25 protein-coding genes are annotated in these 24,199 nt (G+C 71.2%); 13 read left to right on the top strand and 12 right to left on the bottom strand.

Translation table 11 applies throughout. The annotated features are described in order from the left end of the window. The first annotated feature begins 255 nt into the window (after positions 1–255). The 3 genes from ACZ69M_RS19530 to ACZ69M_RS19520 all read left to right on the top strand — a co-directional run bounded on the left by ACZ69M_RS19530 (position 256) and on the right by ACZ69M_RS19520 (position 3,480). Positions 256–1,209, top strand: a complete 954-nt coding sequence (locus ACZ69M_RS19530; RefSeq protein ID WP_470051706.1) for a PP2C family protein-serine/threonine phosphatase — start codon at positions 256–258, stop codon at positions 1,207–1,209. Positions 1,210–1,456: 247 nt separating this feature from the next. After that, complete coding sequence (locus ACZ69M_RS19525) at positions 1,457–2,797, top strand: transcriptional regulator (protein WP_470051328.1); 1,341 nt, start codon at positions 1,457–1,459, stop codon at positions 2,795–2,797. 107 nt (positions 2,798–2,904) lie between these two features. Next, entirely contained in the window at positions 2,905–3,480 is a 576-nt protein-coding gene (locus tag ACZ69M_RS19520; protein ID WP_067365642.1) for an NUDIX hydrolase, read from the top strand. Here ACZ69M_RS19520 and ACZ69M_RS19515 read toward each other — a convergent pair. Both ACZ69M_RS19515 and ACZ69M_RS19510 read right to left on the bottom strand, forming a co-directional pair. Next, positions 3,477–3,734 (bottom strand): hypothetical protein, encoded by a 258-nt coding sequence (locus tag ACZ69M_RS19515; protein ID WP_054236124.1) that lies wholly within the window; start codon positions 3,732–3,734, stop codon positions 3,477–3,479. The genes ACZ69M_RS19520 and ACZ69M_RS19515 overlap by 4 nt on opposite strands. Before the next feature lie 225 nt (positions 3,735–3,959). Next, positions 3,960–4,820, bottom strand: a complete 861-nt coding sequence (locus ACZ69M_RS19510) for a 3-hydroxybutyryl-CoA dehydrogenase (protein ID WP_382165191.1) — start codon at positions 4,818–4,820, stop codon at positions 3,960–3,962. Positions 4,821–5,058: 238 nt separating this feature from the next. Here ACZ69M_RS19510 and ACZ69M_RS19505 point away from each other — a divergent pair, with 238 nt between their 5' ends. Beyond that, positions 5,059–6,348, top strand: a complete 1,290-nt coding sequence (locus ACZ69M_RS19505; protein ID WP_470051704.1) for a glycoside hydrolase family 10-like protein — start codon at positions 5,059–5,061, stop codon at positions 6,346–6,348. A 70-nt stretch (positions 6,349–6,418) separates the two neighbouring features. On the opposite strand, the gene ACZ69M_RS19500 is transcribed toward ACZ69M_RS19505, so the two are convergent. Continuing rightward, the gene (locus ACZ69M_RS19500; protein WP_099940446.1) at positions 6,419–6,610 is read right to left on the bottom strand and encodes a DUF1918 domain-containing protein; all 192 of its coding nucleotides are present in this window, start codon (positions 6,608–6,610) and stop codon (positions 6,419–6,421) included. 44 nt (positions 6,611–6,654) lie between these two features. Next, positions 6,655–7,593 carry a DMT family transporter gene (locus ACZ69M_RS19495; protein WP_470051325.1) on the bottom strand — a complete coding sequence of 313 codons (939 nt, stop codon included), beginning with the start codon at positions 7,591–7,593 and terminating at the stop codon, positions 6,655–6,657. On the opposite strand from ACZ69M_RS19495, the gene ACZ69M_RS19490 reads away from it, so the two are divergent. Beyond that, positions 7,592–9,028: an aminotransferase-like domain-containing protein gene (locus tag ACZ69M_RS19490; protein WP_470051323.1), complete on the top strand. Its 1,437-nt coding sequence runs from the start codon at positions 7,592–7,594 to the stop codon at positions 9,026–9,028. The two genes, ACZ69M_RS19495 and ACZ69M_RS19490, sit on opposite strands and share 2 nt — an antisense overlap. Positions 9,029–9,325: 297 nt before the next feature. Next, a complete protein-coding gene (locus ACZ69M_RS19485) occupies positions 9,326–9,910 on the top strand; it encodes a histidine phosphatase family protein (RefSeq protein ID WP_470051321.1) in 585 nt (194 codons plus the stop codon). Here the strand turns inward: ACZ69M_RS19485 and ACZ69M_RS19480 are convergent. Further along, complete coding sequence (locus ACZ69M_RS19480) at positions 9,907–10,374, bottom strand: DUF6314 family protein (RefSeq protein ID WP_470051319.1); 468 nt, start codon at positions 10,372–10,374, stop codon at positions 9,907–9,909. The two genes, ACZ69M_RS19485 and ACZ69M_RS19480, sit on opposite strands and share 4 nt — an antisense overlap. A 154-nt stretch (positions 10,375–10,528) precedes the next feature. Here ACZ69M_RS19480 and ACZ69M_RS19475 point away from each other — a divergent pair, with 154 nt between their 5' ends. Beyond that, positions 10,529–13,006, top strand: coding sequence for an alpha-L-arabinofuranosidase C-terminal domain-containing protein (locus tag ACZ69M_RS19475; RefSeq protein ID WP_470051317.1), 2,478 nt, complete (start codon positions 10,529–10,531; stop codon positions 13,004–13,006). Here ACZ69M_RS19475 and ACZ69M_RS19470 read toward each other — a convergent pair. From ACZ69M_RS19470 to ACZ69M_RS19460, 3 genes are all read right to left on the bottom strand, one after another. Then, complete coding sequence (locus ACZ69M_RS19470) at positions 12,993–13,436, bottom strand: carboxymuconolactone decarboxylase family protein (protein WP_470051315.1); 444 nt, start codon at positions 13,434–13,436, stop codon at positions 12,993–12,995. The genes ACZ69M_RS19475 and ACZ69M_RS19470 overlap by 14 nt on opposite strands. Continuing rightward, positions 13,433–13,846 (bottom strand): MerR family transcriptional regulator, encoded by a 414-nt coding sequence (locus ACZ69M_RS19465; protein ID WP_470051313.1) that lies wholly within the window; start codon positions 13,844–13,846, stop codon positions 13,433–13,435. The genes ACZ69M_RS19470 and ACZ69M_RS19465 overlap by 4 nt, the downstream gene beginning before the upstream one ends. A gap of 89 nt (positions 13,847–13,935) precedes the next feature. Next, positions 13,936–14,730, bottom strand: coding sequence for a LysR family substrate-binding domain-containing protein (locus tag ACZ69M_RS19460; protein ID WP_470051312.1), 795 nt, complete (start codon positions 14,728–14,730; stop codon positions 13,936–13,938). Positions 14,731–14,787: 57 nt separating this feature from the next. Here ACZ69M_RS19460 and ACZ69M_RS19455 point away from each other — a divergent pair, with 57 nt between their 5' ends. Continuing rightward, a complete protein-coding gene (locus ACZ69M_RS19455) occupies positions 14,788–15,216 on the top strand; it encodes a DUF5997 family protein (RefSeq protein WP_470051310.1) in 429 nt (142 codons plus the stop codon). A 133-nt stretch (positions 15,217–15,349) separates the two neighbouring features. Here ACZ69M_RS19455 and ACZ69M_RS19450 read toward each other — a convergent pair whose 3' ends face one another. Continuing rightward, complete coding sequence (locus ACZ69M_RS19450; protein WP_470051308.1) at positions 15,350–16,093, bottom strand: VOC family protein; 744 nt, start codon at positions 16,091–16,093, stop codon at positions 15,350–15,352. A 93-nt stretch (positions 16,094–16,186) separates the two neighbouring features. Here ACZ69M_RS19450 and argC point away from each other — a divergent pair, with 93 nt between their 5' ends. Genes argC through ACZ69M_RS19425 form a run of 5 tightly spaced genes read left to right on the top strand, consistent with a single transcriptional unit; the run spans position 16,187 to position 21,029 of the window. Continuing rightward, on the top strand, positions 16,187–17,215 hold the full coding sequence (gene argC / locus ACZ69M_RS19445; RefSeq protein WP_388143540.1) for an N-acetyl-gamma-glutamyl-phosphate reductase: 1,029 nt from the start codon (positions 16,187–16,189) through the stop codon (positions 17,213–17,215). Continuing rightward, the gene (gene argJ / locus ACZ69M_RS19440; protein WP_470051306.1) at positions 17,212–18,363 is read left to right on the top strand and encodes a bifunctional glutamate N-acetyltransferase/amino-acid acetyltransferase ArgJ; all 1,152 of its coding nucleotides are present in this window, start codon (positions 17,212–17,214) and stop codon (positions 18,361–18,363) included. The genes argC and argJ overlap by 4 nt, the downstream gene beginning before the upstream one ends. Continuing rightward, the gene (gene argB, locus ACZ69M_RS19435; RefSeq protein WP_470051304.1) at positions 18,360–19,280 is read left to right on the top strand and encodes an acetylglutamate kinase; all 921 of its coding nucleotides are present in this window, start codon (positions 18,360–18,362) and stop codon (positions 19,278–19,280) included. Before argJ ends, argB begins: the two co-directional genes overlap by 4 nt. Further along, the gene (locus ACZ69M_RS19430) at positions 19,277–20,482 is read left to right on the top strand and encodes an acetylornithine transaminase (protein WP_470051302.1); all 1,206 of its coding nucleotides are present in this window, start codon (positions 19,277–19,279) and stop codon (positions 20,480–20,482) included. The genes argB and ACZ69M_RS19430 overlap by 4 nt, the downstream gene beginning before the upstream one ends. Positions 20,483–20,492: 10 nt before the next feature. After that, on the top strand, positions 20,493–21,029 hold the full coding sequence (locus tag ACZ69M_RS19425; protein WP_101406180.1) for an arginine repressor: 537 nt from the start codon (positions 20,493–20,495) through the stop codon (positions 21,027–21,029). A gap of 123 nt (positions 21,030–21,152) precedes the next feature. Here ACZ69M_RS19425 and ACZ69M_RS19420 read toward each other — a convergent pair whose 3' ends face one another. The 3 genes from ACZ69M_RS19420 to ACZ69M_RS19410 are packed head-to-tail and all read right to left on the bottom strand — an operon-like array spanning position 21,153 to position 24,157. Continuing rightward, positions 21,153–21,890 carry an FAD:protein FMN transferase gene (locus ACZ69M_RS19420; protein WP_470051702.1) on the bottom strand — a complete coding sequence of 246 codons (738 nt, stop codon included), beginning with the start codon at positions 21,888–21,890 and terminating at the stop codon, positions 21,153–21,155. A 43-nt stretch (positions 21,891–21,933) separates the two neighbouring features. Further along, positions 21,934–22,758 carry an FMN-binding protein gene (locus tag ACZ69M_RS19415; protein ID WP_470051300.1) on the bottom strand — a complete coding sequence of 275 codons (825 nt, stop codon included), beginning with the start codon at positions 22,756–22,758 and terminating at the stop codon, positions 21,934–21,936. 19 nt (positions 22,759–22,777) lie between these two features. Then, the gene (locus ACZ69M_RS19410; RefSeq protein ID WP_067365728.1) at positions 22,778–24,157 is read right to left on the bottom strand and encodes a ferredoxin reductase family protein; all 1,380 of its coding nucleotides are present in this window, start codon (positions 24,155–24,157) and stop codon (positions 22,778–22,780) included. Positions 24,158–24,199: the final 42 nt, after the last annotated feature.

Here is a 24,199-nt window from a genome sequence, read left to right as displayed (position 1 = left end):
ACGTCCCGGACGAATTCGCGGGGGCCGGCCCGAGTGGGCCTCCGGGCGCGACCCCGGGGGAGCGGTCTGCGGGCCGGGATCGTCCGGGCGGTGAGCCGGGGCGGACCGCGCGTGCGACCGGCCGGGACGATCCACGTCGGCGGTCCGCCGGACGGCCTCGACCGCACGGTGCGCCGGGCCGAGCGGCGGACCCTGCGGCGGGTGCTGAGCCTGGGGCTGCCCACCGCCTGGGGCGCGCTCGCCGTCACATACAGAATGACCTGCCCACTCGCCCAGCGGGACGGCATCGAGGCGCGGATCGTCACCAGCGCCGTCTTCTTCGCCGTCGGCACCGGGCTGCTCCTCCACGTCAGACGGGCGCTGCTGCGGGAGCTGAGGCAGATCCGCAAGGTCGCGGGCGCCGCCCAGAGCGTGCTGCTGCGACCGCTGCCTCCGCGCATCGACGGCCTCAACATCGCCGCGGCCCAGCTCTCCGCCGACCGTGGCGCGAACATCGGCGGTGACCTGTACGAGGTGATCGCCACCGAGCACGGTGTACGGGTCGTCATGGGCGACGTGCGCGGACACGGCCTCGGCGCCATCGGAACCGTCGCCGCCGTCCTCGGCAGCTTCCGCGAGGCCGCGCACGACGAACCCGAACTCGCCTGTGTGCTCCGGCGGTTGGAACGCGCCCTGGCCCGGCATCTGCGCGAGCGGGCGCGCGCCGAACACCCCTCGGCGGGCCCGGAACCCGACAGCCCGGTCGCCGAGGAGTTCGTCACCGTACTTCTTCTGGAGATCCGCGGTGACGGCGAGGTCTACGCCCTCAACTGCGGGCACCCGTCGCCGTACCGGCTCGCCGCCGGTCAGGTGGAACCACTCACGGGCACCGAACCACTGCCCCCGCTCGGCCCGTTCCCGCTCCCCGCCGAGCTGACGGCCGGCCGGTGCGGCCGACTCCTCCCCGGCGAGGCCCTGTTCCTGCACACCGACGGAGTGGAGGACGCCCGCGACGCCCACGGCCGCTTCTTCCCCTTGCCCGCCACGCTCGCCGAGGCCGTCCGTACCCAGCCCGTCTCCCCGCAGACCGTTCTCAGGGCGGTCTTCACCCGCCTGTTGCGCCACACCGGTGGCAGACCGTCGGACGACGTGGCCGTACTGATCCTCCGCAACGACCGCAGCCGAGTCCCGACACAGCAGGGCCGCACCGTTGCCCGCCACATCAGGTGAACGCCGGCTCCCGCGGCGACCCCGCGCAACTGGGGGGCCGAGCCGCCGCACTGTACGAGGGGGAGCCGGCGGCCCGGCCGGCCTCTTGCGAGGCATTTCAGTCAACCGGTAAGGAACTCTGCGCGACAGCGTGCACACGGTACGGATACGGGCATTCGATTCACACCCCGTGTGAACGGGGACCCACAAGCACAGGGGACGGATTACTCTGACCGCACTGTCGCCACCGAGCCACCCGGGGGCCCGAATGCAGCCCAACACTCTGCTCGACGCGATACTCGACGAGGCCGGCATCTCGCACGCCGGACTCGCCGCGCATGTCAACCAGGCGGGGAGGGCACGCGGCCTCGCGCTCAGATACGAACACACGGCCGTGGCGCGGTGGTTGAAGGGGCAACGCCCGCGCGGCCAGGTGCCCGACCTGATCTGCGAGGTGCTCGCGGCGCGCCTGCACCGGCCCGTCACCCTGGACGACATCGGCCTCGGCGTGCCCGGCGAGCCGTCCGCCCCGCACGGCTCCTCGCTCTCCGGTTTCGTGGAGCGCGCCACCGCCCTGTGGCGCTCCGACGAACAGCAGCGCCCGCACCTCCTCGGCGCCCCGGCCGTCACCGGAACGCCCGCCGTGATGCCGGTGTGGGAGTGGGAGAACCCGCCCGAGGACGTGGACGTCTCACGCGGCGGCCGCCACCACGTGAGCATGGCCGACATCGAGATGCTGCGCGCGGCCCGCGCCCACTACGAGCAGATGTACCGCAAGGCGGGCGGGGTGGCGACCCGCAGCCGGATCGTCGGTTTCCTCAACGCGGAGACCGCGCCCCTGCTGCGCGGCAGCTATCCCGACGCCACCGGCCGCCAACTCCACCGTGCGACGGGCGGCCTCGTCGCCATCGCGGGGATCTGCGCCTACGACTCCGACGCGCACGGGCTCGCCCAGCGCTACTTCCACCAGGCGCTGCGGCTGGCGAAGGCCAGCGGGGACCGGGGTCTTGGGGCGTACGTCATAGCCCTCCTCGTCAACCAGTCGCTGTTCATGCGCGAGCACCGGCAGGCCGTCGCCTTCGCGGAGGCCGCGCTGCGCGCCGCCGGGCGGCACATCACCCCGGCGCTCGCCTCGGACCTCTACGCCATGCAGGCGAAGGCGTACGCACACCTCGGCGACGGCAGCAGCGCGCTGTCCTGCATCCGGCGTGCAGAACAGGCCGCCGAGCGCATCCGGCGCGGTTACGAACCGGACGAGACCGGCTATGTCCAGCCCGGTCTCGTCAACGTACAGGTGGCGGAGGCACTGCTGAGCCTCGGTGACCTGGTGGCCGCCGCGGCGCACGCCGAGGCGGCCGTGGACACTCCGGCGCACGACAGGGGGCGCGTGCACCGTCTCGCGATGCTCAGTCAGATCGAGCTGCGGCAGGGGAATGCCGACAAGGCGGTGGCCACCGCCGTCCAAATGGCCGAGCAGGCCCGGGGAATGGAGTCCCAGCGGCTGCGCGACAGACTGCGCGCGGTACGCGAACACCTGGTGCGCAGCGGCTGTGCGGGCACGGCCGAGGCCGCCGAACTCATCGACGGAGCACTGCGCGTACCGCTGTAGACCACCGAGTCCCGCCGCCGCACCGTGCACTGTGCGCTGCTGTGCGCCTGCTGTCAGGACGCTCCTGCTGCGATATTGCCATCTACTCGGCGGAAGGTGGCAGAACCGTGCAGTGGACGAAACAGAACGAACAAACTGTGTACGCAAACCGCTGGTTCAGCGTCAATCTCGCAGATGTCGAGCTGCCGGACGGTCGGCACCTCGATCACTTTTTGATACGGCTGCGTCCCGTGGCCGTGGCCACGGTGGTGAACGAGGCCAATGAGGTGCTGCTCCTGTGGCGGCACCGCTTCATCACCGACAGCTGGGGCTGGGAACTCGCGGCGGGCGTCGTCGAGGACGGCGAGGACATCGCCGTCGCGGCGGCCCGCGAACTCGAGGAGGAGACCGGCTGGCGACCGGGACCCCTGCGCCATCTGATGAGCGTCGAGCCCTCCAACGGGCTCACCGACGCCCGGCACCACATCTTCTGGGCCGACGAAGGCGCGTACATCGGACACCCCGTGGACGACTTCGAGTCCGACCGTCGGGAATGGGTTCCCCTCAAGCTCGTTCCCGACATGGTCGCCCGCGGCGAGGTCCCGGCCGCCAATATGGCTGCCGCGCTACTCCTCCTGCATCACCTCAGGCTCGGGCAGGACGCGTTGCCCCGATCCATCCCCCCACGGCGTCCTGAGCGTTAGCGCCCGAGAGCCTGCCAGACCGCCACGGCGAGTGCGCCCACGGCCGTGAGGGCCGCGATCGCGGGCAGTGGCCAGCGGGTGTGTTCCAGGGCGACGACCCGTGCGCTCAGGTCGTCGAGCTCCTTGGCGGTCTGTTCGGCGCGGTGACTGAGCAGGGCATGCCCTCCCTCGACGCGTGCGTATGCCACGTCGAGGCGACGGCGTAACTCTGCGAGTTCTCCATGGACCACGGGATGCTCCGGGTCGGCGGTCACGTGTCCGCTCCTTTCCGTAGTCGTCACATCCCTTGGATGCGCACGGAAAGTCAACTCGCCTGGTGGACGCGTGGGGAGCGTGTGCGAGGGGCATATGCGAGCCCGGCGCGCACACGGTGTGTGAATGGCGCGGGCCCGGCACCGAAAGGGGTGCCGGGCCCGCGTGCGCCTGAGTTTCACCGTACGTGATCAGGTGACGGTGCGAAAGGGCGCGACCGTACGTGATCAGGCGTAGGTGTAGAAGCCCGAGCCGGACTTCCGGCCGAGCCGGCCCGCGTCCACCATGCGCTGGAGCAGCGGGGGAGCGGCGTACAGCGGCTCCTTGTACTCCTCGTACATCGAATAGGCGACCGAGGCCACCGTGTCCAGGCCGATCAGGTCGGAGAGCTTGAGCGGGCCCATCGGGTGGGCGCACCCCATCTCCATGCCGTTGTCGATGTCCTCGCGGCTGGCGATGCCCGACTCGAACATCCGGATCGCGGAGAGCAGATACGGGATCAGCAGCGCGTTGACGACGAACCCGGAGCGGTCCTGGGCGCGGATCGCGTGCTTGCCGAGGGCCTTCTCGGCGAACAGCTGAGCCCGGCTGAGGGTGCCCTCGGAGGTGGTGAGCGCCGGGATCAGCTCGACGAGCTGCTGCACCGGGGCCGGGTTGAAGAAGTGGATGCCGACGACCTGGTCGGGGCGCGAGGTGGCGACCGCGAGGCGCACCAGCGGGATGGAGGAGGTGTTGGAGGCGAGGATCGCGTCCTGCCGGGTCACCACCTGGTCGAGCACCTGGAAGATCTCGGTCTTCACCTGCTCGTTCTCGACGACCGCCTCGATCACCAGATCGCGGTCGGCGAACTCGCCGAGGTCGGTGGTGAAGCTGAGCCGCTCCTGGGTGGCGGTGAGCTCGTCCGCGGAGATCTTTCCGCGCTCGGCGGCCTTGGCGAGGGAGTTGAACAGCCGGGTACGGCCGATCTCCAGGGCCTCACCGGTGGTCTCGGCGACCTTGACGTCGAGACCCGCGCGAGCGCAGACCTCGGCGATGCCCGCTCCCATCTGGCCGCAGCCCACCACTCCGACGCGTTCGATGTCGGTCACATCGTCCCCTTCGCTGATCTACGGCTGTCGCAGGGCCCCCGTTGTTCGGTGCCTGCTCCGATCGTGCACGTCCCGTGCACGTTACTCCGAAGTATCGATGATCGATCGCCCGGGTGGGGCATGCTGGCCGAGGAAACGATCCGTGACCGGACGGATCCGGAGCGTGGAGGAGCGGGGTGCGGTGGGGCGGACGGCGGGAACGGGGCGGGGGTCACGGCGGGCGTTCACCGTCGGGGCGATGGCGACGCTGACCGGTCTCGTCACGACGGGGGAGCCGGGTCTCGTCACAGAGGGGGAGCCAGGTCGCGTCACGACGGGGGACCCGGGTCTCGGCTCGGCGGGGGACTCGGCTGCCGTACCCCGTTCCGGGGGAACCCGGGGGCCCGGTCGGCCACGGACGGCCTCCGAGCTGCGGGGCATGTGGCTGTCGACCGTCATCAACCGCGACTGGCCCTCGCGGGCCGGCCTGTCCGTCGCCCGGCAACGCGCCGAACTCCTCGCCCACCTCGACAGGGCGGTCGACCGCCGCCTGAACGCCGTGTTCTTCCAGGTCCGCCCCACGGCCGACGCGTTCTGGCCCTCGTCGTACGAGCCGTGGTCGCAGTACCTCACCGGCGTCCAGGGCAGGGACCCCGGCTGGGACCCGCTCGGCACGGCGGTGCGGGAGGCCCACGCGCGCGGCCTCGAACTGCACGCCTGGTTCAACCCGTACCGCGTCGCGAACCACTCCGACCCCGGCAGACTCGTGGCGACCCACCCGGCCCGCAAGCACCCCGACTGGGTCGTCCCCTATGGCGGCAGGCTCTACTACAACCCCGGGCTGCCCGAGGTCCGCGCCTTCGTCCAGGACGCGATGCTCGACGCGGTGCGGTCGTACGCGATCGACGCCGTGCACTGGGACGACTACTTCTATCCTTACCCGGCCGAGGGCCAGGTCTTCGACGACGACGCCGCGTACCGGGCGCACGGCACGGGCTTCGCGGACCGGGCCGCCTGGCGGCGCGACAACATCGACAGACTGGTGCGGGAGACGGCCGGCCGCATCCCGCTGATCCGGCCCGGTACCCGCTTCGGGATCAGCCCGTTCGGGGTGTGGCGCAACAGCGCGACCGACCCGCGGGGCTCGGAGACCCGAGCCGCCGTGCAGACGTACGACGATCTGTACGCCGACACCAGGAAATGGGTCCGCGAGCGGTGGATCGACTACGTCGTCCCGCAGGTCTACTGGAACCTCGGCTTCGCCGCCGCCGACTACGCGCGGCTCGTGCCCTGGTGGGCGGCGGTGACCCAGGGCACGGGCGTGCAGCTGTACATCGGGGAAGCGCTCTACAAGGCCGGTGACCCCGCGCAGCCCGCGGCCTGGCAGGACCCGGCCGAACTCTCCCGGCACCTCACCTTCGCGCGCGGACACACTCAAGTGCGCGGACACGTCTTCTTCTCCGCCAAGGAGGTCGGCGGCGACCGCGTCGGAGCGATGGCGCGGGTCGTCGCCGACCACTACCAGCGGCCGGCGCGACCCGCGCGCTGAATCCCTGCCCGTATGTCTACGGCGGGTTCTCGTGCCCGCATGTCTACAACGGGTCCTCGTGCCCGAATGTCTACAGCGGTTCCTTGTGACGGATTTCCGAGTCGGGGCCCGGTGAGCAGACCGCCTCGTGCCCGTCCGTGAAGCGCACGCGGTACGGGGGCGTGCCCTCCGTTCCTATTACTTCGGTGATCTCCGCGACCTTGTCGTGCTGTCCGACAACCCTGCCGTGCTGCACGAGCTTGTCGCCCACGTCTGCATGCATCTGAAGGGTCTCCTCGTCATCTGCGGGAGTAACGGTCCTGGGGCTCAGCCCCGCGCTCGCTGGGTGAGCGCGATGCAGATCAGCACGGCCGCGGCCGTCAGCGGCGCGGCCGGTGTGAGCTGCTCGCCGAGGAGCAGTACCGACCACACCAGTGTGAGCAGCGGCTGCGCCAGCTGCAACTGGCTGGCCTTGGGAATTCCGATCGCCGCCATCCCGCGGTACCAGACGACCAGCCCCAGGAACTGCGATCCGGCGGCCACCCACAGCAGCCCCGCCACGCTGTGCGCCGACAGGTGGACCGGCTCGTACGACAGCGCGACCAGCGCGCCGGGCACCGACAGCGGCAGACACAGGACCAGCGCCCAGCCGATGACCTGCCACCCCGGCATGGTCCGGGCGAGCCGGCCGCCCTCCGTGTAGCCGGCGGCGCAGATCAGCAGCGCCCCGAAGAGATAGGCGTCCGCGCTGCTCAGCGCCCCACCGCTCTGCTGCACGGTGAACGCGATCACCGCGGCCGCGCCCCCGAGGGCGGCACCCCAGAACATCCGTGAGGGCCGCGCGCCGGTCCGCAGAGCCGACAGCAGCGCGGTCGTCAGCGGCAGCAGCCCGACGACCACGGCCGCGTGGGCGGTGGTGGACGTCTGCAGCGCGAGCGTCGTCAGCAGGGGGAAGCCGAGCACGACACCGGCGGCCACCACGGCGAGCCCCGCCCAGTGCCGGCGGGCCGGTACGGGCACCCGCAGCGCCAGCAGACAGCCGCCCGCGATGACGGCGGCGAGGACGCTGCGCACGGCCACCAGCGACCAGGGGCCGAAGCCCTCCAGGCCCCAGGCGGTGGCGGGGAAGGTGAGGGAGAAGGCGGTGACGCCGAGCGCGGCCTGGAGGGTGCCGGAACGGCGGTCCGCCGGGGGCCCCTGAACGGGTGTCCTGGGCGTGCTGACCGCTATCCCGATCTGGTCGATAGCGCTACTCTGTGCTCTCATGCAAGAGCGTAGCAGTGTCGGGGATCTGGTGATTCAGCTGCGACGGGAGCTGAACCGCTACTCACCCGGTGGAAAGCTGCCATCGAGCCGGGCACTCGTCGAGCGGTTCCGGGTGAGCCCCGTGACGGTGTCGCGGGCACTGGCTCAGCTCGCCGCCGAGGGGCTGGTGGTGACCCGGCCGGGCGCCGGCGCGTTCCGCGCGTACCCGCGTACGTCCGCCGCGCCCGCCGGGGACACCTCCTGGCAGGAGGTCACGCTGAGCGCGGACGCGGCGACGGAGCTCGTCCCGCGCACGGTGGACGCCTCCGGGGTCCTCGCCTCGCTCGCCGCCCCGCCGCCCGGCGTCGTCGAGTTCAACGGCGGCTATCTGCACCCCTCGCTCCAGCCCGAGCGGGCCATGGGGGCGGCCCTGTCGCGGGCGGGCCGGCGTCCCGGCGCCTGGTCGCGGCCGCCGATGGAGGGGCTGACGGAGCTGCGTGAGTGGTTCGCGCGGGGGATCGGCGGTGCGATCAGCGCCGCGGAGGTGCTCGTCACGGCGGGCGGCCAGTCCGCGCTGACCACCGCGCTCAGGGCGCTCGCCCCGCCGGGGGCACCGGTCCTGGTCGAGTCGCCCACCTACCCGGGCATGCTGGCGATCGCCCGTGCGGCGGGCCTGCGGCCGGTACCCGTGCCGGTCGACGCGGACGGGGTGAAACCGGACCTGCTCGCCGACGCCTTCAGGGCGACCGGCGCCCGGGTGTTCGTCTGCCAGCCGCTGTTCCAGAACCCGACCGGCGCCGTGCTCGCCCCCGAGCGGCGCGCCGAGGTGGTGCGGATCGCGCGCGAGGCGGGCGCGTTCGTCATCGAGGACGACTTCGTACGACGACTGGTGCACGAGGACGCGGGGCCGCTGCCGCGTCCGCTGGCCGCGGAGGACCCTGACGGGGTCGTCGTGCACGTCTCCTCCCTGACCAAGGCGACCTCGCCGAGCTTCCGGGTCAGTGCGCTGGCCGCGCGGGGTCCGGTCCTCGACCGACTGCGTGCCATCCAGGTCGTGGACACCTTCTTCGTGCCGCGTCCCCTTCAGGAGGCCGCGCTCGAACTGGTCGGCTCGCCCGCCTGGCCCCGTCATCTGCGGGCCGTGTCCGCCGAGTTGAGGAACCGCCGCGACACGATGACGACCGCGCTCCGGCTGACGCTCCCCGAACTCGCCCTGCCCCACATCCCCTCCGGCGGCTACCACCTGTGGCTCCGCCTGCCCGACGGCACCGACGAGTCCGCCCTGGTCTCCGCGGCCCTCCGTGAGGGCGTGGCCGTCGCGCCCGGCCGCCCCTACTTCAGCGCGGAGCCCCCTGCGGGGCACCTCCGGCTGAGTTTCGCGGCGGTCGGGGGGACGGGGGAGATCACGGAGGGGGTACGACGGCTCAGGGCGGCGTGCGACGGGGTACTGCGGTGACTGGCACCGGCGCGGATGCGCCGGCACCCAGGCGTACGCCTACCGCACCCGCGAGGACGACGGCTACCTGCTCACCGTCGTCTTCGACCTCAAGCAGGACGCCTCCCAGCTCCTGGATCCCCGACCCCGGCCTCGACACCTCCGCCGGATGACCGCCAGCGGCCCCCTGGGGGATCCCCCGGGGGCCCGGTCCCGCCCCTGCGATGGGTCCGCTTCGGCACGCACACTCCGCCAAGCCTGCGTATACCTTGCGTAACGCCTCTTGACCTGCGGAGTCCCGCGCTCCACGATCGCCGCATGCATCTTCGGGTCACTTTCGTCGCCGCCGCTCGCAGCACCTCGCTGCTGGCCGAACGCTTCGAGGACGACCGGCCGCTGGACCAGGCCGGCTGGGACGAAGTGCAGCGTGCCGCCCCGGAACTGGTGCCACTGGCGGCGGCCGAGCTGCGCTACTGCTCGCCGACCCCGCGCAGCCGCGCCACCGGCGACGCCCTCGGGTACGCGCCGCTGGCGCAGCCCGCGCTGCGCGACTGCGACATGGGCCGCTGGCGCGGCTTCACGCTGGGGGAGGCGATGGCCCGCGAGCCGTCTGCGGTCGACGCCTGGCTCGCCGATCCGCGCTCAGTCCCGCACGGCGGCGAGTCCCTGACGTCCTTCATCTCCCGCGTCGGCGGCTGGCTCGACACCCGCCCGGCGGACGACGGCAGCCGGATCGTCGCGGTGGCCGAACCCTCGGTGGTGCGGGCCGCGCTCGTCTACGCGCTCAAGGCCCAGCCGTCGACGTACTGGAACATCGACGTCCGCCCCCTGTCGACGATCACCCTCACCGGCGTCAACGGCCGCTGGAACCTGCGCCTGGAAGGCGTGCCGCAGCACGCCTAGGCCAGCCGTGTGTAATCCGTCATGAGGACCAGGTCCTTGGCGGGGCCGCCCACCCGCCACACCGTGCGCCAGTGGTTCTCGTCCCGCACCGTGAACTCGCCCCGGTAGAGGTCCGCCGCGCACGGGTGGTCGGCGACGTACCGGCCGGTGCTCAGGTCCAGGTCGTGGAAGGGGCGGCCGTCGGAGAACTGGACGAGGGCTGTCGCCGGGCCCGGCCCCGGGAGGAACCGCAGCGTCCGTTCGGCGGGCCGGGGCGTGCCCTGCCAGACGAACGTGCCGGATTCCTGGTGCAGAAGTCCGTGCCGAGCTCCCGGTCCCTCCAGCGGGTCCTCCAGCGGGCCGAAAACCGTCGTCCCCGTGAACCGCCCCTCCGCACCGCTCGCGAGATCCCGCACCGAGCGCTCCACCCGCCAGCTCCCGCCCAGGTGGGCGAGCACGTCCGTCACTGGCCAGAACTCGCCCATACCGTTCCGCTCTCCGTCCCATGCGATGCTGCGCGACCCATTGACGCGCTCAGGCCCCCTCCCTATCTTGCCGTTCGAAGTATTGATCGTTGTCCGGAATTTCGAACAAATCAAGACCTCGAACAACTCAACACCACAGAGCCGCGGAGCATCCATGTCACGCACCCGCACCCGTTGGAGACTCGGACTCACGGCCACCGCACTCCTGGTGGCCTCAGCCGTCGTTCCCGGGCCCGCCCATGCCGCCGCCGACGTCACCGACTACGCGATCACCGTCGACCCGAAGGGCTCGGGCGCGAAGATCGACGACTCCATGTACGGCGTCTTCTTCGAGGACATCAACCGCGCCGCGGACGGCGGACTGTACGCGGAGCTCGTACAGAACCGGTCGTTCGAGTACAGCACCGCCGACAACAGGTCCTATACGCCGCTCACCTCCTGGGCCACCACGGGCACCGCGACGACCGTGGACGACGACGGGCGGCTGAACGCCCGCAACCGCACCTACCTCGCCCTGGGCGCGGGCTCGTCCGTCACCAACTCCGGTTACAACACCGGGATCAGGGTCGAGAGCGGCAAGACGTACGACTTCTCGGTCTGGGCCCGCGCGGACGCGAGGACGCCGCTCGCCGTGACCCTGCACGACGCGGACGGCGCGCTCGCCGAGGCCCGGCAGGTCGCCGCGCGCGGCGGCTGGGCCAAGTACCGGGCCAGGTTCACCGCCACCCGCGACAGCACCACCGGGCGCCTCACCGTCGCCGCCGACGCTCCCGTCGCGCTCGACATGATCTCGCTGATCCCCCGGGACACGTACAAGGGCCACGGCCTGCGCAAGGATCTCGCCGAGAAGATCGCCGCCCTGCACCCCGGCTTCGTGCGCTTCCCCGGCGGCTGCCTGGTCAACACCGGCAGCATGCAGGGCTACGACGAGGCCTCGGGCTACCAGCGCCAGCGCTCGTACCAGTGGAAGGACACCATCGGCCCGGTCGAGCAGCGCGCCACCAACTCCAACTTCTGGGGCTACAACCAGAGTTACGGGCTCGGCTACTACGAGTACTTCCAGTTCGCCGAGGACATCGGCGCGATGCCGCTGCCCGTGGTGCCCGCGCTCGTCACCGGCTGCGGCCAGAACAGGGCCACCGACGACGACGCGCTCCTCAAGCGCCACATCCAGGACACCCTCGATCTCATCGAGTTCGCCAACGGGCCGGTGACCAGCGAATGGGGCAGGAAGCGGGCGGCGATGGGCCACCCGAAGCCCTTCCACCTCACCCACCTCGAAGTCGGCAACGAGGAGAACCTCCCCGACGAGTTCTTCGCCCGCTTCAAGCAGTTCCGCGCCGCCGTCCAGGCCAAGTACCCGAACATCAAGGTGATCTCGAACGCCGGACCCGACGACTCCGGCACCACCTTCGACACCGCCTGGAAGCTCAACAAGGAAGCGAACGTCGACATGGTCGACGAGCACTACTACAACAGCCCCCAGTGGTTCCTGCAGAACAACGACCGCTACGACTCCTACGACAGGAACGGCCCCAAGGTCTTCCTGGGCGAGTACGCCTCCGGTGGCAACACCTTCAAGAACGCCCTCGCCGAGGCCGCGTACATGACCGGTCTGGAGCGCAACGCGGACGTCGTCAAGCTCGCCTCGTACGCCCCGCTGCTCGCCAACGAGGACTACGTGCAGTGGCGGCCCGACATGATCTGGTTCAACAACCACGCCTCGTGGGGCTCGGCCGACTATGAGGTGCAGAAGCTGTTCATGAACAACGTCGGCGACCGGGTCGTGCCGTCGACGGCCACCACCACGCCCTCGCTGAGCGCGCCCATCTCCGGTGCCGTCGGCCTGTCGACCTGGGCGACCACGGCGGCGTACGACGATGTGAAGGTGACCGGCGCCGACGGCACCACGCTGCTCAGCGACGACTTCAGCGGTGACGCCTCCCGGTGGACCCACACGGGCGGCGGGAGCTGGAGCCTGCAGGACGGCCAGTACGTGCAGACCGACGTGGGCGCCGAGAACACCATGGTGTCGGCGGGCGACCCGGCCTGGCACGACTACGACCTGCACGTGAAGGCCACCAAGAAGTCGGGCAAGGAGGGCTTCCTCGTCGCCTTCGGCGTCAAGGACACCGGCAACTACTACTGGTGGAACCTCGGCGGCTGGAACAACACCACCTCCGCGGTCGAACAGGCCGTGGACGGCGGCAAGTCGACCCTGATCTCCAAGCCCGGCACGATCGAGACGGGCAAGGCGTACGACGTCGACATCAAGGTCCGCGGCCGGCAGGTGACCCTCTACCTGGACGGCCAGGAGTGGGGGAGCTTCAAGGACGACAAGCCCGCGGAGCCGTTCCGTCAGGTCGTCACGCGGGACGCGCGGACCGGCGATCTGATCGTCAAGGTCGTCAACGCGCAGGCGGCGGACGCCCGTACCGCGATCGACCTGGGCGGGGCGAAGGCGGGCCGCAAGGCCGCCGTCACCACCCTCCAGGCCGCGCTGGACGCGGTGAACTCGCAGACGGTGACCGCGGTCGCCCCCGTGAAGTCCACCTTCGACGGCGTCGCCGACAAGTTCACCTACACCTTCCCGGCGAACTCGGTGACCTTCCTGCGGATCAGACAGCGGTAGCCGGAGGCGTGGGCTGCTGTCCGGCGGGCAGCAGCCCACGCTCGGCGAAGACCTTCTTCGCGACCAGGCTCGCGTTCATCGCCTTCGGTATGCCGCAGTAGACGGCCGAGTGCAGCAGCGACTCCACGATCTCGTCCGGGGAAAGACCCACGTTCAGGGCCGCGTTGACGTGCACCTCCAACTGTGTCTCACAGCCGCCGAGCGCGGTGAGCATGCCCAGCGTCACCAACTGGCGGTCGCGCGGGGCCAGTCCGGGCCGGTCGTAGATGTCGCCGAAGGCCCAGGAGACGATCTGGTGGCCGAGTTCGGGATTGATGTCGCCGAGCGCGTCGACGACGCGCTCTCCGGCCTCGCCGTCGACGCGCTTGAGGACCTCAAGGCCGCGCGCGAAGCGCTCCTCGCGCGTGGTGGCGGTGTCCGTGACAGTCATGAGAGGTCGTCCGATCCCGGCTGGTCGAGCAGCCGTTCGTAGTGGTCGATCTTGTCGTCGAGGGCGGCCGCGTTGCGGCGCAGCGCGCGGATGCGGTCCGCGAGGTCGGCGCGGTGCTCCCGGAGCATCCCGAGCCGGTCGGCGACCGTGATGTCGCCGCGCGCCCGCAACTCCGCGAACCGCTGCATGTCCGCGATCGACATGCCCGTCTCGCGCAGCCGGATGAGGAACTCCAGCCAGGCCAGGTCGGCCGCCTCGTAGCGCCGCTGGTTCCCGGTGGTCCGGCCGACCCGTTGGATCAGGCCGGCCTTCTCGTAGTACCGCAGCGTGTCGTGCGAGAGTCCGGTGCGCTCGACGACCTGGGCGATCGTGAGCGTCGGCTCCTGCGGGAGGGGCTGTTCGCTGGTCATGGAGAAACCGTAGAACCTGGAGTGTGCTCCAGGTCAAGCTTCGTCTGCCGGGCAATCCTGGAGAGGGGCCGGCCGCGTTTCGGCCCGGGTCAGGAGCGGCGGCGGGGCTTGCCCCGCTTGGCGCCGCCCTTGGCGCCTGCGGAACCGCCGCCGCGGGGGTTGCGGCCGGTCGCCGACTTGCCGGACGACTTGCCCGCGGCGGGCTTGCGCCGTGCGCCGCCCGTCTCGGGACGCTTGGCCTTCGCCGGGGCCGAGGGCGCCGCCGGGGCCTGGGCCCGTCCCCGTGAGCTGTTGACGGTCCGGCCGCGGACGATCCCGATGAAGTCCTCGACCAGGTCGGTGGTCGCGTCCTGTGGCCAGGACAGCGCGACGCGTGACTCCGGGGCGTCCGTGACCGGCCGGTAGGTGAGGTCCTTGCGGTGGTGCAGGCGGGCGAGGGACTGGGGGACGACGAGGAGCCCGATGCCCGCCGCCACGAGTTCGACGGCGTCCGCCGTGGTGGCGGGGCGCTCGAACGCGGGCTGCCCCGGCGGACGCTCCCAGTCGAGCGTGTCGTCGAGCGGGTGCAGCACGATCTCGTCGGCGAGATCCTCGGAGGTCACCTCGTCGACCGCCGCCACGATGTGGTCCTTGGGGACCACGACCACCGTCGTCTCGGTGTAGAGGGGGATCGCGCTGAGGTCCTCACGGTCGACCGGCAGCCGGACGAATCCGGCGTCGGCGCCGCGGCCCCGCAGCACGTCGAACGCCTCGTCGGTGGAGACCGCGACGAGCGTGAGGGGGATGTCGGGCAGCCGCTCGTTCCAGATCCGCACCCACTTCGTGGGCGTCACTCCCGGAACATAGGCGAGCCGGAACGAAGGGGGTACTTCCGAGCCTGTCACCTCGCCAGGCTATCGGTCGTGGTCGGAGGTCGCGCACACGCTCGATACCCTTGACGCATGACGTCGCACCAGACCACCCAGACCATGAAGCCCGCCACCGCGGCGAAGAAGCTGGGTGTGTACCTCGAGGCCACCCCCGCCGAGTTCCAGGAGGGCGTCGTCTCGCGCGCCGAGCTGAACGCCCTGCAGACCGATCCGCCCGCGTGGCTCCAGGAGCTGCGACGCAACGGCCCGCACCCCCGGCCCGTGGTCGCCGCGCGGCTGGGCATCTCCATCGCCGGGCTCGCCCGCGGCGGGGTCACCGAGCCCCTCACCACGGAGCAGATCGACGCCCTGAAGCAGGAGGACCCGGAATGGCTGCGCCGGGAGCGCACCACCCAGGCCGAGGTCCGCAAGGAAGAGGTCCGCATCAAGGAGAAGCGCGCGGAGCAGCACGCCGAGCGGAACACGGAGCGCGCGGCCCAGCCCCGCACCTCCCGCTCCTGACCCCGCCCCACGCGCGTCCGCGGCCCGGCGCCACCCACCGCTCACTGTCCCGCCACCGGCCCGAAGGCGTCGTCCGCCCGCACCCCGCTCCGCGGTGGAACCCCCGATCCCGCTGAGTCGCCGAGGCTCCCTGTCAGGACCGGCCCAGCACGCAGAACTCGTGGCCCTCCGGGTCGGTCAGGCACGTCCACGGGACGTCGCCCTGGCCGAGGTCGAGGTCGGTGGCGCCGAGGGCTCGCAGCCGGGCCACCTCCGCTGCTTTGTCGTCGCCGGGGTAGGGCAGCAGGTCAAGATGGACGCGGTCCGGCACGGTCTTCACGCCGGGCTTGCGGAGGAACTCGAGATACGGGCCGACCTCCTTGGCGGAGCGCAGCACCGCGTGATCGTCGGTCACGTCATGCAGGGTCCAGTCCGTCGCCTCGCCCCAGAACCGGGCCATGGCCCGCGGATCCACGCAGTCGACCACCACCGCGGCGATCGGCCCGGTGTCCCGGTAGATCTCCCGGGGCTCCAGCACGCAGAACTCGTTGCCCTCCGGGTCGGCGAGGACCGTCCACGGCACTTCGCCCTGGCCCACGTCGGCGGGCGTCGCACCGAGAGCCTTCAGGCGCGCGACCAACTCCGCCTGATGGGCCGCGGAGGTGGTGGCGAGATCGAGGTGCACACGGTTCTTCGTCGTTGTCTTCGGTTCCGGGACGGTGACGACGTCGATGCAGACGGCGACCGGGTCCGGCCAGACGAAGCCGCCGCCGGGTTCCACATTGGTCACGCCGGGTCCCTCGCTGGAAACACCCCAGCCGAGCGCCTCCGCCCAGAACCGGCCGACCGCCGAGTCGTCAAGAGCCTTTATGTTCACCTGAACAGGTCTCAGTGCCATGCCGGTGATCTTATGCGTCCGCTCCTCACGCGCGCATGGATTGCATAAACGTGCAACGAAACGTATAGTCATGCCATCTAGGAGGAGGGTTCCATGGCGGTACGCGCAGCAGTGGCGGGAGCGAGTGGGTACGCGGGCGGCGAAGCCCTGCGTCTGCTCCTGGCGCACCCCGAGGTCGAGATCGGCGCCCTGACGGGCAACTCCAACGCGGGCCAGCGCCTCGGCGCGCTGCAGCCGCACCTGCTGCCGCTGGCCGACCGAGTCCTCCAGGAGACCACCCCGGACGTCCTCGCCGGCCACGACGTCGTCTTCCTCGCGCTGCCCCACGGGCAGTCCGCCGCCGTCGCCGAGCAGCTCGGCCCGGACGTCCTCGTCGTCGACATGGGCGCCGACTTCCGGCTCAAGGACCCGGCGGACTGGGAGAAGTTCTACGGCTCCGCGCACGCCGGCACCTGGCCCTACGGCCTTCCCGAACTGCCGGGCGCCCGCGCCGCGCTGGAGGGGTCCAAGCGCATCGCGGTGCCCGGTTGCTACCCGACGGCCGTCTCCCTCGCCCTCTTCCCGGCGTACGCGGCGGCGCTCGCCGAACCCGAGGCCGTGATCGTCGCCGCGTCCGGGACCTCCGGCGCGGGCAAGGCGGCCAAGCCCCATCTGCTCGGCAGCGAGGTCATGGGCTCCATGTCCCCGTACGGAGTCGGTGGCGTCCACCGGCACACCCCCGAGATGATCCAGAACCTCGGTGCGGCGGCGGGGGAGCCGGTCACCGTCTCCTTCACGCCCACCCTCGCGCCGATGCCCCGGGGCATCCTCGCCACGTGCAGCGCGAAGGCGCGTGAAGGGGTCACCGGTGAGTCCCTGCGCGCCGCCTACGAGAAGGCGTTCGCCGACGAACCCTTCGTCCACCTGCTGCCCGAGGGGCAGTGGCCCGCCACCGCGTCCGTCTACGGTTCCAACGCCGTTCAGGTCCAGGTCGCGTACGACGAAGCGACGCACCGCATCATCGCGATCAGCGCCATCGACAACCTGACCAAGGGCACGGCCGGCGGGGCCGTGCAGAGCATGAACATCGCCCTCGGGCTTCCCGAGGAAACGGGTCTTTCCACGATCGGAGTCGCACCGTGAGCGTCACCGCTGCCCAGGGCTTCACCGCCTCCGGCATCGCAGCAGGCATCAAGGAGAACGGCAACCCGGACCTGGCCCTCGTGGTCAACAACGGGCCCCGCCTCGCCGCCGCGGGCGTCTTCACCTCCAACCGCGTGAAGGCCGCGCCGGTCCTCTGGTCCGAGCAGGTCCTCAAGGGCGGTCAGGTCTCCGCCGTGATCCTCAACTCCGGCGGAGCCAACGCCTGCACGGGCCCCAAGGGCTTCCAGGACACGCACGCGACCGCCGAGAAGGTCGCCGCGGTCCTCGACGTCAACGCGGGCGAGGTCGCCGTCGCGTCGACCGGGCTCATCGGCGTACTCCTGCCGATGGACAAGCTGCTGCCCGGGGTCGAGACAGCCGCCGCCCAGCTCTCCGCGCACGGCGGCGAGAAGGCCGCCATCGCCATCAAGACCACCGACACCGTGCACAAGACCGCGGTGCACACGGGCGACGGCTGGACCGTCGGCGGCATGGCCAAGGGCGCGGGCATGCTCGCCCCCGGCCTCGCCACCATGCTCGTCGTGCTGACGACGGACGCGGACCTCGACTCCGAGACCCTCGACAAGGCACTGCGCGCCGCCACCCGCACCACCTTCGACCGCGTCGACTCCGACGGCTGCATGTCGACCAACGACACCGTGCTGCTGCTCGCCTCCGGCGCCGCCGAGGTCACCCCGCGGTACGCGGAGTTCGCCGAGGCCGTACGCGCGGTCTGCGACGATCTCGGGCAGCAGCTCATCCGGGACGCCGAGGGCGCCAGCAAGGACATCAAGATCGAGGTCGTGAACGCCGCGAGCGAGGACGACGCCGTCGAGGTGGGCCGCTCCATCGCCCGCAACAACCTCCTCAAGTGCGCGATCCACGGCGAGGACCCCAACTGGGGACGCGTGCTGTCCGCGATCGGCACGACCGCCGCCGCCTTCGAGCCCGACCAGCTCAACGTCGCCATCAACGGCGTCTGGGTCTGCAAGAACGGCGGCGTCGGCGAGGACCGCGAGCTCGTCGACATGCGCTACCGCGAGGTCCACATCGTCGCCGACCTCGCCGCGGGCTCCCAGGCCGCCACGATCTGGACCAACGACCTCACCGCGGACTACGTCCACGAGAACAGCGCCTACTCCTCATGAGCAATGTGACGCGGAAGCACACCGCACTGCCCAAGGCCCGGATCCTCATCGAGGCACTCCCGTGGCTGACCCGCCACAACGGCAAGACGGTCGTCATCAAGTTCGGCGGAAACGCCATGGTGAACGAGGAGCTGAAGGCCGCCTTCGCCCAGGACGTGGTGTTCCTGCGGCAGGCCGGCCTCAAGCCCGTCGTCGTGCACGGCGGCGGCCCGCAGATCAGCGCCGCCCTCGACCGGCACGGCATCGTCAGCGAGTTCAAGGCGGGCCTGCGCGTCACCACCGAGGACGCCATGGACGTCGTACGCATGGTCCTGGCCGGTCAGGTGCAGCGTGAGCTGGTCGGACTGCTCAACGAGCACGGTCCGCTCGCCGTCGGCATGACCGGCGAGGACGCGCACACCATCACCGCCACCAAGCACCAGCCCGAGATCGACGGGGAGTTGGTCGACATCGGGCGGGTGGGCGAGATCACCGCGATCGACACGGGCGCGATCGAGGCACTGCTCGCCGACGGCCGGATCCCGGTCGTCTCCTCGATCGCCCGGAGCCAGGACGACGGACATGTCTACAACGTCAATGCTGATACGGCGGCTGCGGCTCTCGCTGCGGCACTGGGCGCCGAGACCCTCATGGTCCTCACGGACGTCGAGGGCCTCTACGAGGACTGGCCCGACAGCGACGAGGTGATCAGCCGCCTGACCGCCTCCGAACTGGAGAAGCTGCTGCCCGAGCTGGCCAGCGGCATGGTGCCGAAGATGGAGGGCTGTCTGCACGCCGTGCGCAACGGCGTCACCACGGCGCGCGTCATCGACGGCCGGGTCCAGCACTCGATCCTGCTGGAGATCTTCACCGACGAGGGGATCGGCACGATGGTCGTGCCGGACGCACGGCCCGATGAACAGGGGGACGCCGAATGACCGGGACCAACGCGGAGCTCACCCAGCGGTGGCAGGGCGCGCTCATGGACAACTACGGCACGCCGCGGCTGCCGCTCGTCCGCGGCGAGGGCACCCGGCTGTGGGACGCCGACGGCAAGGAGTACCTCGACTTCGTCGGCGGTATCGCGGTCAACGCGCTCGGCCACGCCCACCCGGCGATCGTCGAGGCCGTGAGCCGGCAGATCGCCTCCCTCGGCCATGTCTCCAACCTCTTCGTCGCCGAGCCGCCCGTCGCGCTCGCCGAACGGCTGCTCCAGCTCTTCGGGCGCGAGGGCCGGGTCTACTTCTGCAACTCGGGCGCCGAGGCCAACGAGGGCGCCTTCAAGATCGGCCGGCTCACCGGCCGGGGCCACATGGTGGCGACCCACGGCGGTTTCCACGGCCGCACCATGGGCGCCCTCGCGCTCACCGGCCAGCCCGGCAAGCAGGAGCCGTTCCTGCCGCTGCCCGGTGACGTCACGCACGTGCCCTACGGGGACGCGCAGGCGCTGGCCGCGGCCGTCACCCAGGACACCGCCCTGGTGATCATCGAGCCGATCCAGGGCGAGAACGGCGTGGTCGTACCCCCGCCCGGCTACCTCAAGGCGGCCCGCGCGATCACCGCCGCCACCGGCAGCCTCCTCGTCCTCGACGAGGTGCAGACCGGCATCGGCCGCACCGGACCCTGGTTCGCCTACCAGGACCACGAAGGTGTCCTGCCGGACGTCGTCACCCTCGCGAAGGGTCTCGGCGGTGGACTCCCGCTCGGCGCGACCGTCGCCTTCGGCCGGGCCGCCGAGCTGCTGAAGCCCGGCCACCACGGTTCGACCTTCGGCGGCAACCCGGTCGTCTGCGCCGCGGGACTCGCCGTCCTCGACACGATCGCGTCCGAGGGGCTCCTCGAGAACGTGAAGGCCGCGAGCGAGAAACTGCGGGGCGGAATCGAGTCACTCGGTAACCCGCTGATCGACCATGTCCGGGGTGCGGGCCTGCTCCTGGGTATCGTGCTCACCGAGCCGCTCGCGCCCCAGGTGCAGCAGGCGGCTCAGGACGCCGGTCTCCTGGTCAACGCGCCCGCCCCCGATGTCGTACGGCTGATGCCCCCGCTGAACCTGAGCGACGACGAGGTGGACGCGTTCCTCCAGGCCCTTCCCGGTGTCCTCGACGCGGTAGCCAACGGGGACGGACGAGCCAAAGAATGAGACGACGACGATGAGTCAGGCGCAGGATCACGAGCACGTCGGGCCTGCCGTGCCGCAGACCCGCACCGCACGCCACCGCCGGATCGTGGACATCCTCAACCGGCAACCGGTGCGCTCCCAGAGCCAGTTGGCGAAGCTCCTCGCCGACGACGGGCTGAGCGTCACGCAGGCGACGCTCTCCCGGGACCTGGACGAGCTGAACGCGGTGAAGATCCGCAACAACGACGGCGACCTCATCTACGCGGTGCCGAGCGAGGGCGGTTTCCGCACCCCGCGCGCGCCGCTGGGGGAGTCGGCGAAGGAGGAGCGGATGCGGCGGCTCTCGGCGGAGCTGCTGATCTCCGCGGAGGCGTCCGCGAACCTCGTGGTTCTCCGTACCCCGCCGGGGGCGGCGCAGTTCCTCGCCTCCGCCATCGACCAGGCCGAGCTGCAGGACATTCTCGGGACGATCGCGGGTGACGACACGCTGCTGTTGATCAGCCGGAATCCCACCGGGGGGCAGGCGCTGGCCGATCATTTGCTGCGGTTGGCTCAGAACAATCATTGAGCTGTACGACGGTGGAGGCGCGCCCCGGGGTCGGGGTGCGCCTCCACTTCCGTGTGCTCGAGTTCTGGGTGCGGCCCGGTTGTGGCTGGTCGCGCGGTTCCCCGCGCCCCTGAAAACGGACACTCACCCCAGGCGTTGAGCCAGGCCGCCCGTGCACCGCACCTCGTCTCCCGCCGTGATCAGTAAGGCCTCGATGCCGGGGAGGGACTCCAGCCAGGCCAGGCCCTCCCGGGAGCCCATCGCGAAGGCCGCTGTCGCCCAGGCGTCCACCCAGGTCAGGCGGGGACCCACCACGGTCACGGCGACCAGGTCGGTGACTGCGGAGCGGCCGGTGCGGGGGTCGACGATGTGCGCGCCGCGCTCGGCGGTGCCGGAGGTGGCCACCGACAGTTCGTCGACACCGGCCGCGGAGACCACGGCCGCGAGTGAACCGGGACGCAGCGGGTCAGAGACGCCGACCCGCCACGGGCGGTGCGTGCCGGGCGAGCCGAGCAGCTGGACGTCACCGCCGCCGTTCACACTGACTCCGGTCGCGCCGGCCGCCGCGAGGTGACGGGCCACGCGCTCGGTCGACCAGCCCTTCACGATCCCCGTCGGATCGAGCCCGCCCTCGTACGTCGGGCTGAACCAGCCGTCGCTGACCCGCTCCGCCTCGGCACACAGGTCGAGCACCTCGGCGACCTCCGGATCGCACTCCTCGACCGTCAGCTCCCCGCGCGCGAGGCGCGAGATCTGGCTGTCCTCCCGATAGGTGCTGAACACCTCGTCCACCCGGTGGAGTTGGGTGACCGCCTCCTCCAACGCGGTCCGCACGGCCGCGGGTTCGCCGCCGCGCACGTCGAAGGAGAAGACGGTGCCCATGACCTCTTCCGCGTGCCGCAGTGCGGGCGGCTCCTGGTCCGGGTCAGCCACCGGCCTTGTCCAGGGCCGACTGCAGGGACTGCTTGTAACCGGTGCTGGTGTAGGTGGCACCGGAGACGGCGTCGATGTTCGCGTTCCCGGCCGCGACCGCCTCCTGGTTGAGCTTGGGCACGGCCATCGCGGTCTTCTGGTCGCTCAGCCCGCCCTTGGGCGCCTGCACGGCCTCCGACTTGGTGATCTTTCCGCCGCTGACGGTGATACGGACCTGGACCGCCCCGTACTGGGTCTGGGCGACGCTTCCGGTGACCGTCTTGGCCTGTGCGGCGGGCGCCTGGGACGAGGAGCCGGCGGAGCCCGCACCCGCGGAACCGGTCGATCCCGCGGCTCCCGAGGAGCCGCTGCCGCTCGCCTTCGCCTTGTCGAGGGCCGACTGCAGCGACTTCCTGTATCCGGCACTCGTGTAGCTGGCGCCCGACACCGCGTCGATGTTCGCGCTGCCCGCGGCGACGGCCTCCTGGTTCAGCTTGGGCACGGAGGCGTTGCTGACCTCGGTGCTGCGTCCGCCGCTGGGAATCTGGACGACTTCGGACTTGGTGATCTTTCCGCCGTTGACGGTGATACGGACCTGGACCGGCCCGTACTGGGTCTGGGCGACATCGCCGGTGACGGTCTGGGCCCCCGTGGACGACTGCTGCGCGCTGCCGCCCTGGGGCGACTCCTGACCCGCCACCGACTGCTGGGGCGCGGCACCCTGTGCCGACGCGGACGCCGGATCGGAGGCGGGCTTCAGCGACAGCAGCAGGACGATTCCGGACACGGTGGCGGCGCCGGCCAGCACGATACGCCGCAAGGGGTGGCTCTTCTTCATCGCTCCTGACTCCCGTCGCTCACATCTCGAACGACTCGTGATGGATGCGGCGGGCGGGGACCCCCGCGCCGCGCAGTGCTTCGTAGACCTGCTGCGCGAAGCCGGGCGGCCCGCACATGAAGACGTCGTGGCGGTCGATGTCCGGCAGCTTGCGGCTCAGCGTCTCCGCCGAGATGTCCGGGCGCTCGCCCTCGGGGCTGTTCACCGCGTACATCAGCCGGGCCCCGCGCTCCTCGGCTATCGCCGCGAGCTCGTCCCACAGGGCCAGGTCCTGGGTGGTGTTGGCCCGGTAGAGCAGCGTCAGGTCGCCCGCCGCGCCGGGCAGCGTCTCGAACAGCGCCCGCATCGGAGTGATGCCGACCCCGCCCGCCACCAGCAGCACCTTGCCGCGGCTGCGCTTGCCCGCCGTGAGCGCCCCGTACGGGCCCTCGGCCCAGACCCGGGTGCCGGGCCGCAGGTCGCGCAGCGCCGAGCTGTGGTCGCCGATCGCCTTCACCGTGATGCGCAGCATGTTGGGGCGGGGCGCCGCCGACAGCGAGTACGGGTGCGAGCTGAGCCGCATGCCCGGCGCCAGGAAGCGCCAGCGGAAGAACTGCCCGGCCTCGGCGCCCATGCGGTGCAGCTTGCGCCCGCTGATCAGCACCGAGACGATCCCGGGGGTCTCCTCGATCACGGCCTCGACCCGCATCCGGTGCTTCAGGTTCAGCCGGATCGGCGAGAGGATGCGGTACCAGATCACCAGGGCCGTCACCGATCCGTACAGCCCGTACCAGACCGTCTTGGCGGTCGGCTCCACGGCGAACTCGTTGCCCGTGGACAGCTGGTGCCAGAACGTCAGGAAGACGGCGGCGTAGGTGAGCAGGTGGATGTGGTACCAGGTGTCGTAGCCCATCCTGCGGCGCACCGGGCCCATGGAGAGCAGGCCGATCAGGAACAGCAGACCGGTGCCGATCGCCGCCTTGCCCATGTCGGGCAGCTGGTTGATCGAGTCGATGGTCTGCTGGACGATGTCGCCGAAGCTCTTGCCGGCCTGCAGCGCGTAGCCCCACATGATCAGCACGAGGTGCGCCAGCACCAGACTGATCGTGTACCGGCCGCTCATGGCGTGCCAGCGCGCCACCCGGTCCGAGCCCACCCGGCGCTCCAGGGCGGGCACCCGGGCCATCTGCAGCACCACCAGCGCCATCAGATACCCCGCGAGCAGCCCGGTGATCCGGCCCGCGTTGAGGATCTTGCTGTTGTCGTCGGCGATGGACGGGGTGTTGCTCCACCACAGCCAGATGACCCCGGCCGCGCCCGCCCCGACGGCGAGCAGCAGTGGGACGGCGGGGGAGCGTCGTGGGCGAATTCGGCGCAAGGTCTGGCGCCGCGCGGCGCGGCCACCGGCGATCGTGGACACGGTTCCTCCGTGGTCGTCCGTGGGGACGGGGCTAGGGGAGAG

The organism is Streptomyces sp. NPDC107454 (genome assembly GCF_055582885.1).
The sequence above is the reverse complement of the archived record's forward strand: the minus strand, read 5'-3'. Positions and strand labels throughout refer to the sequence as shown.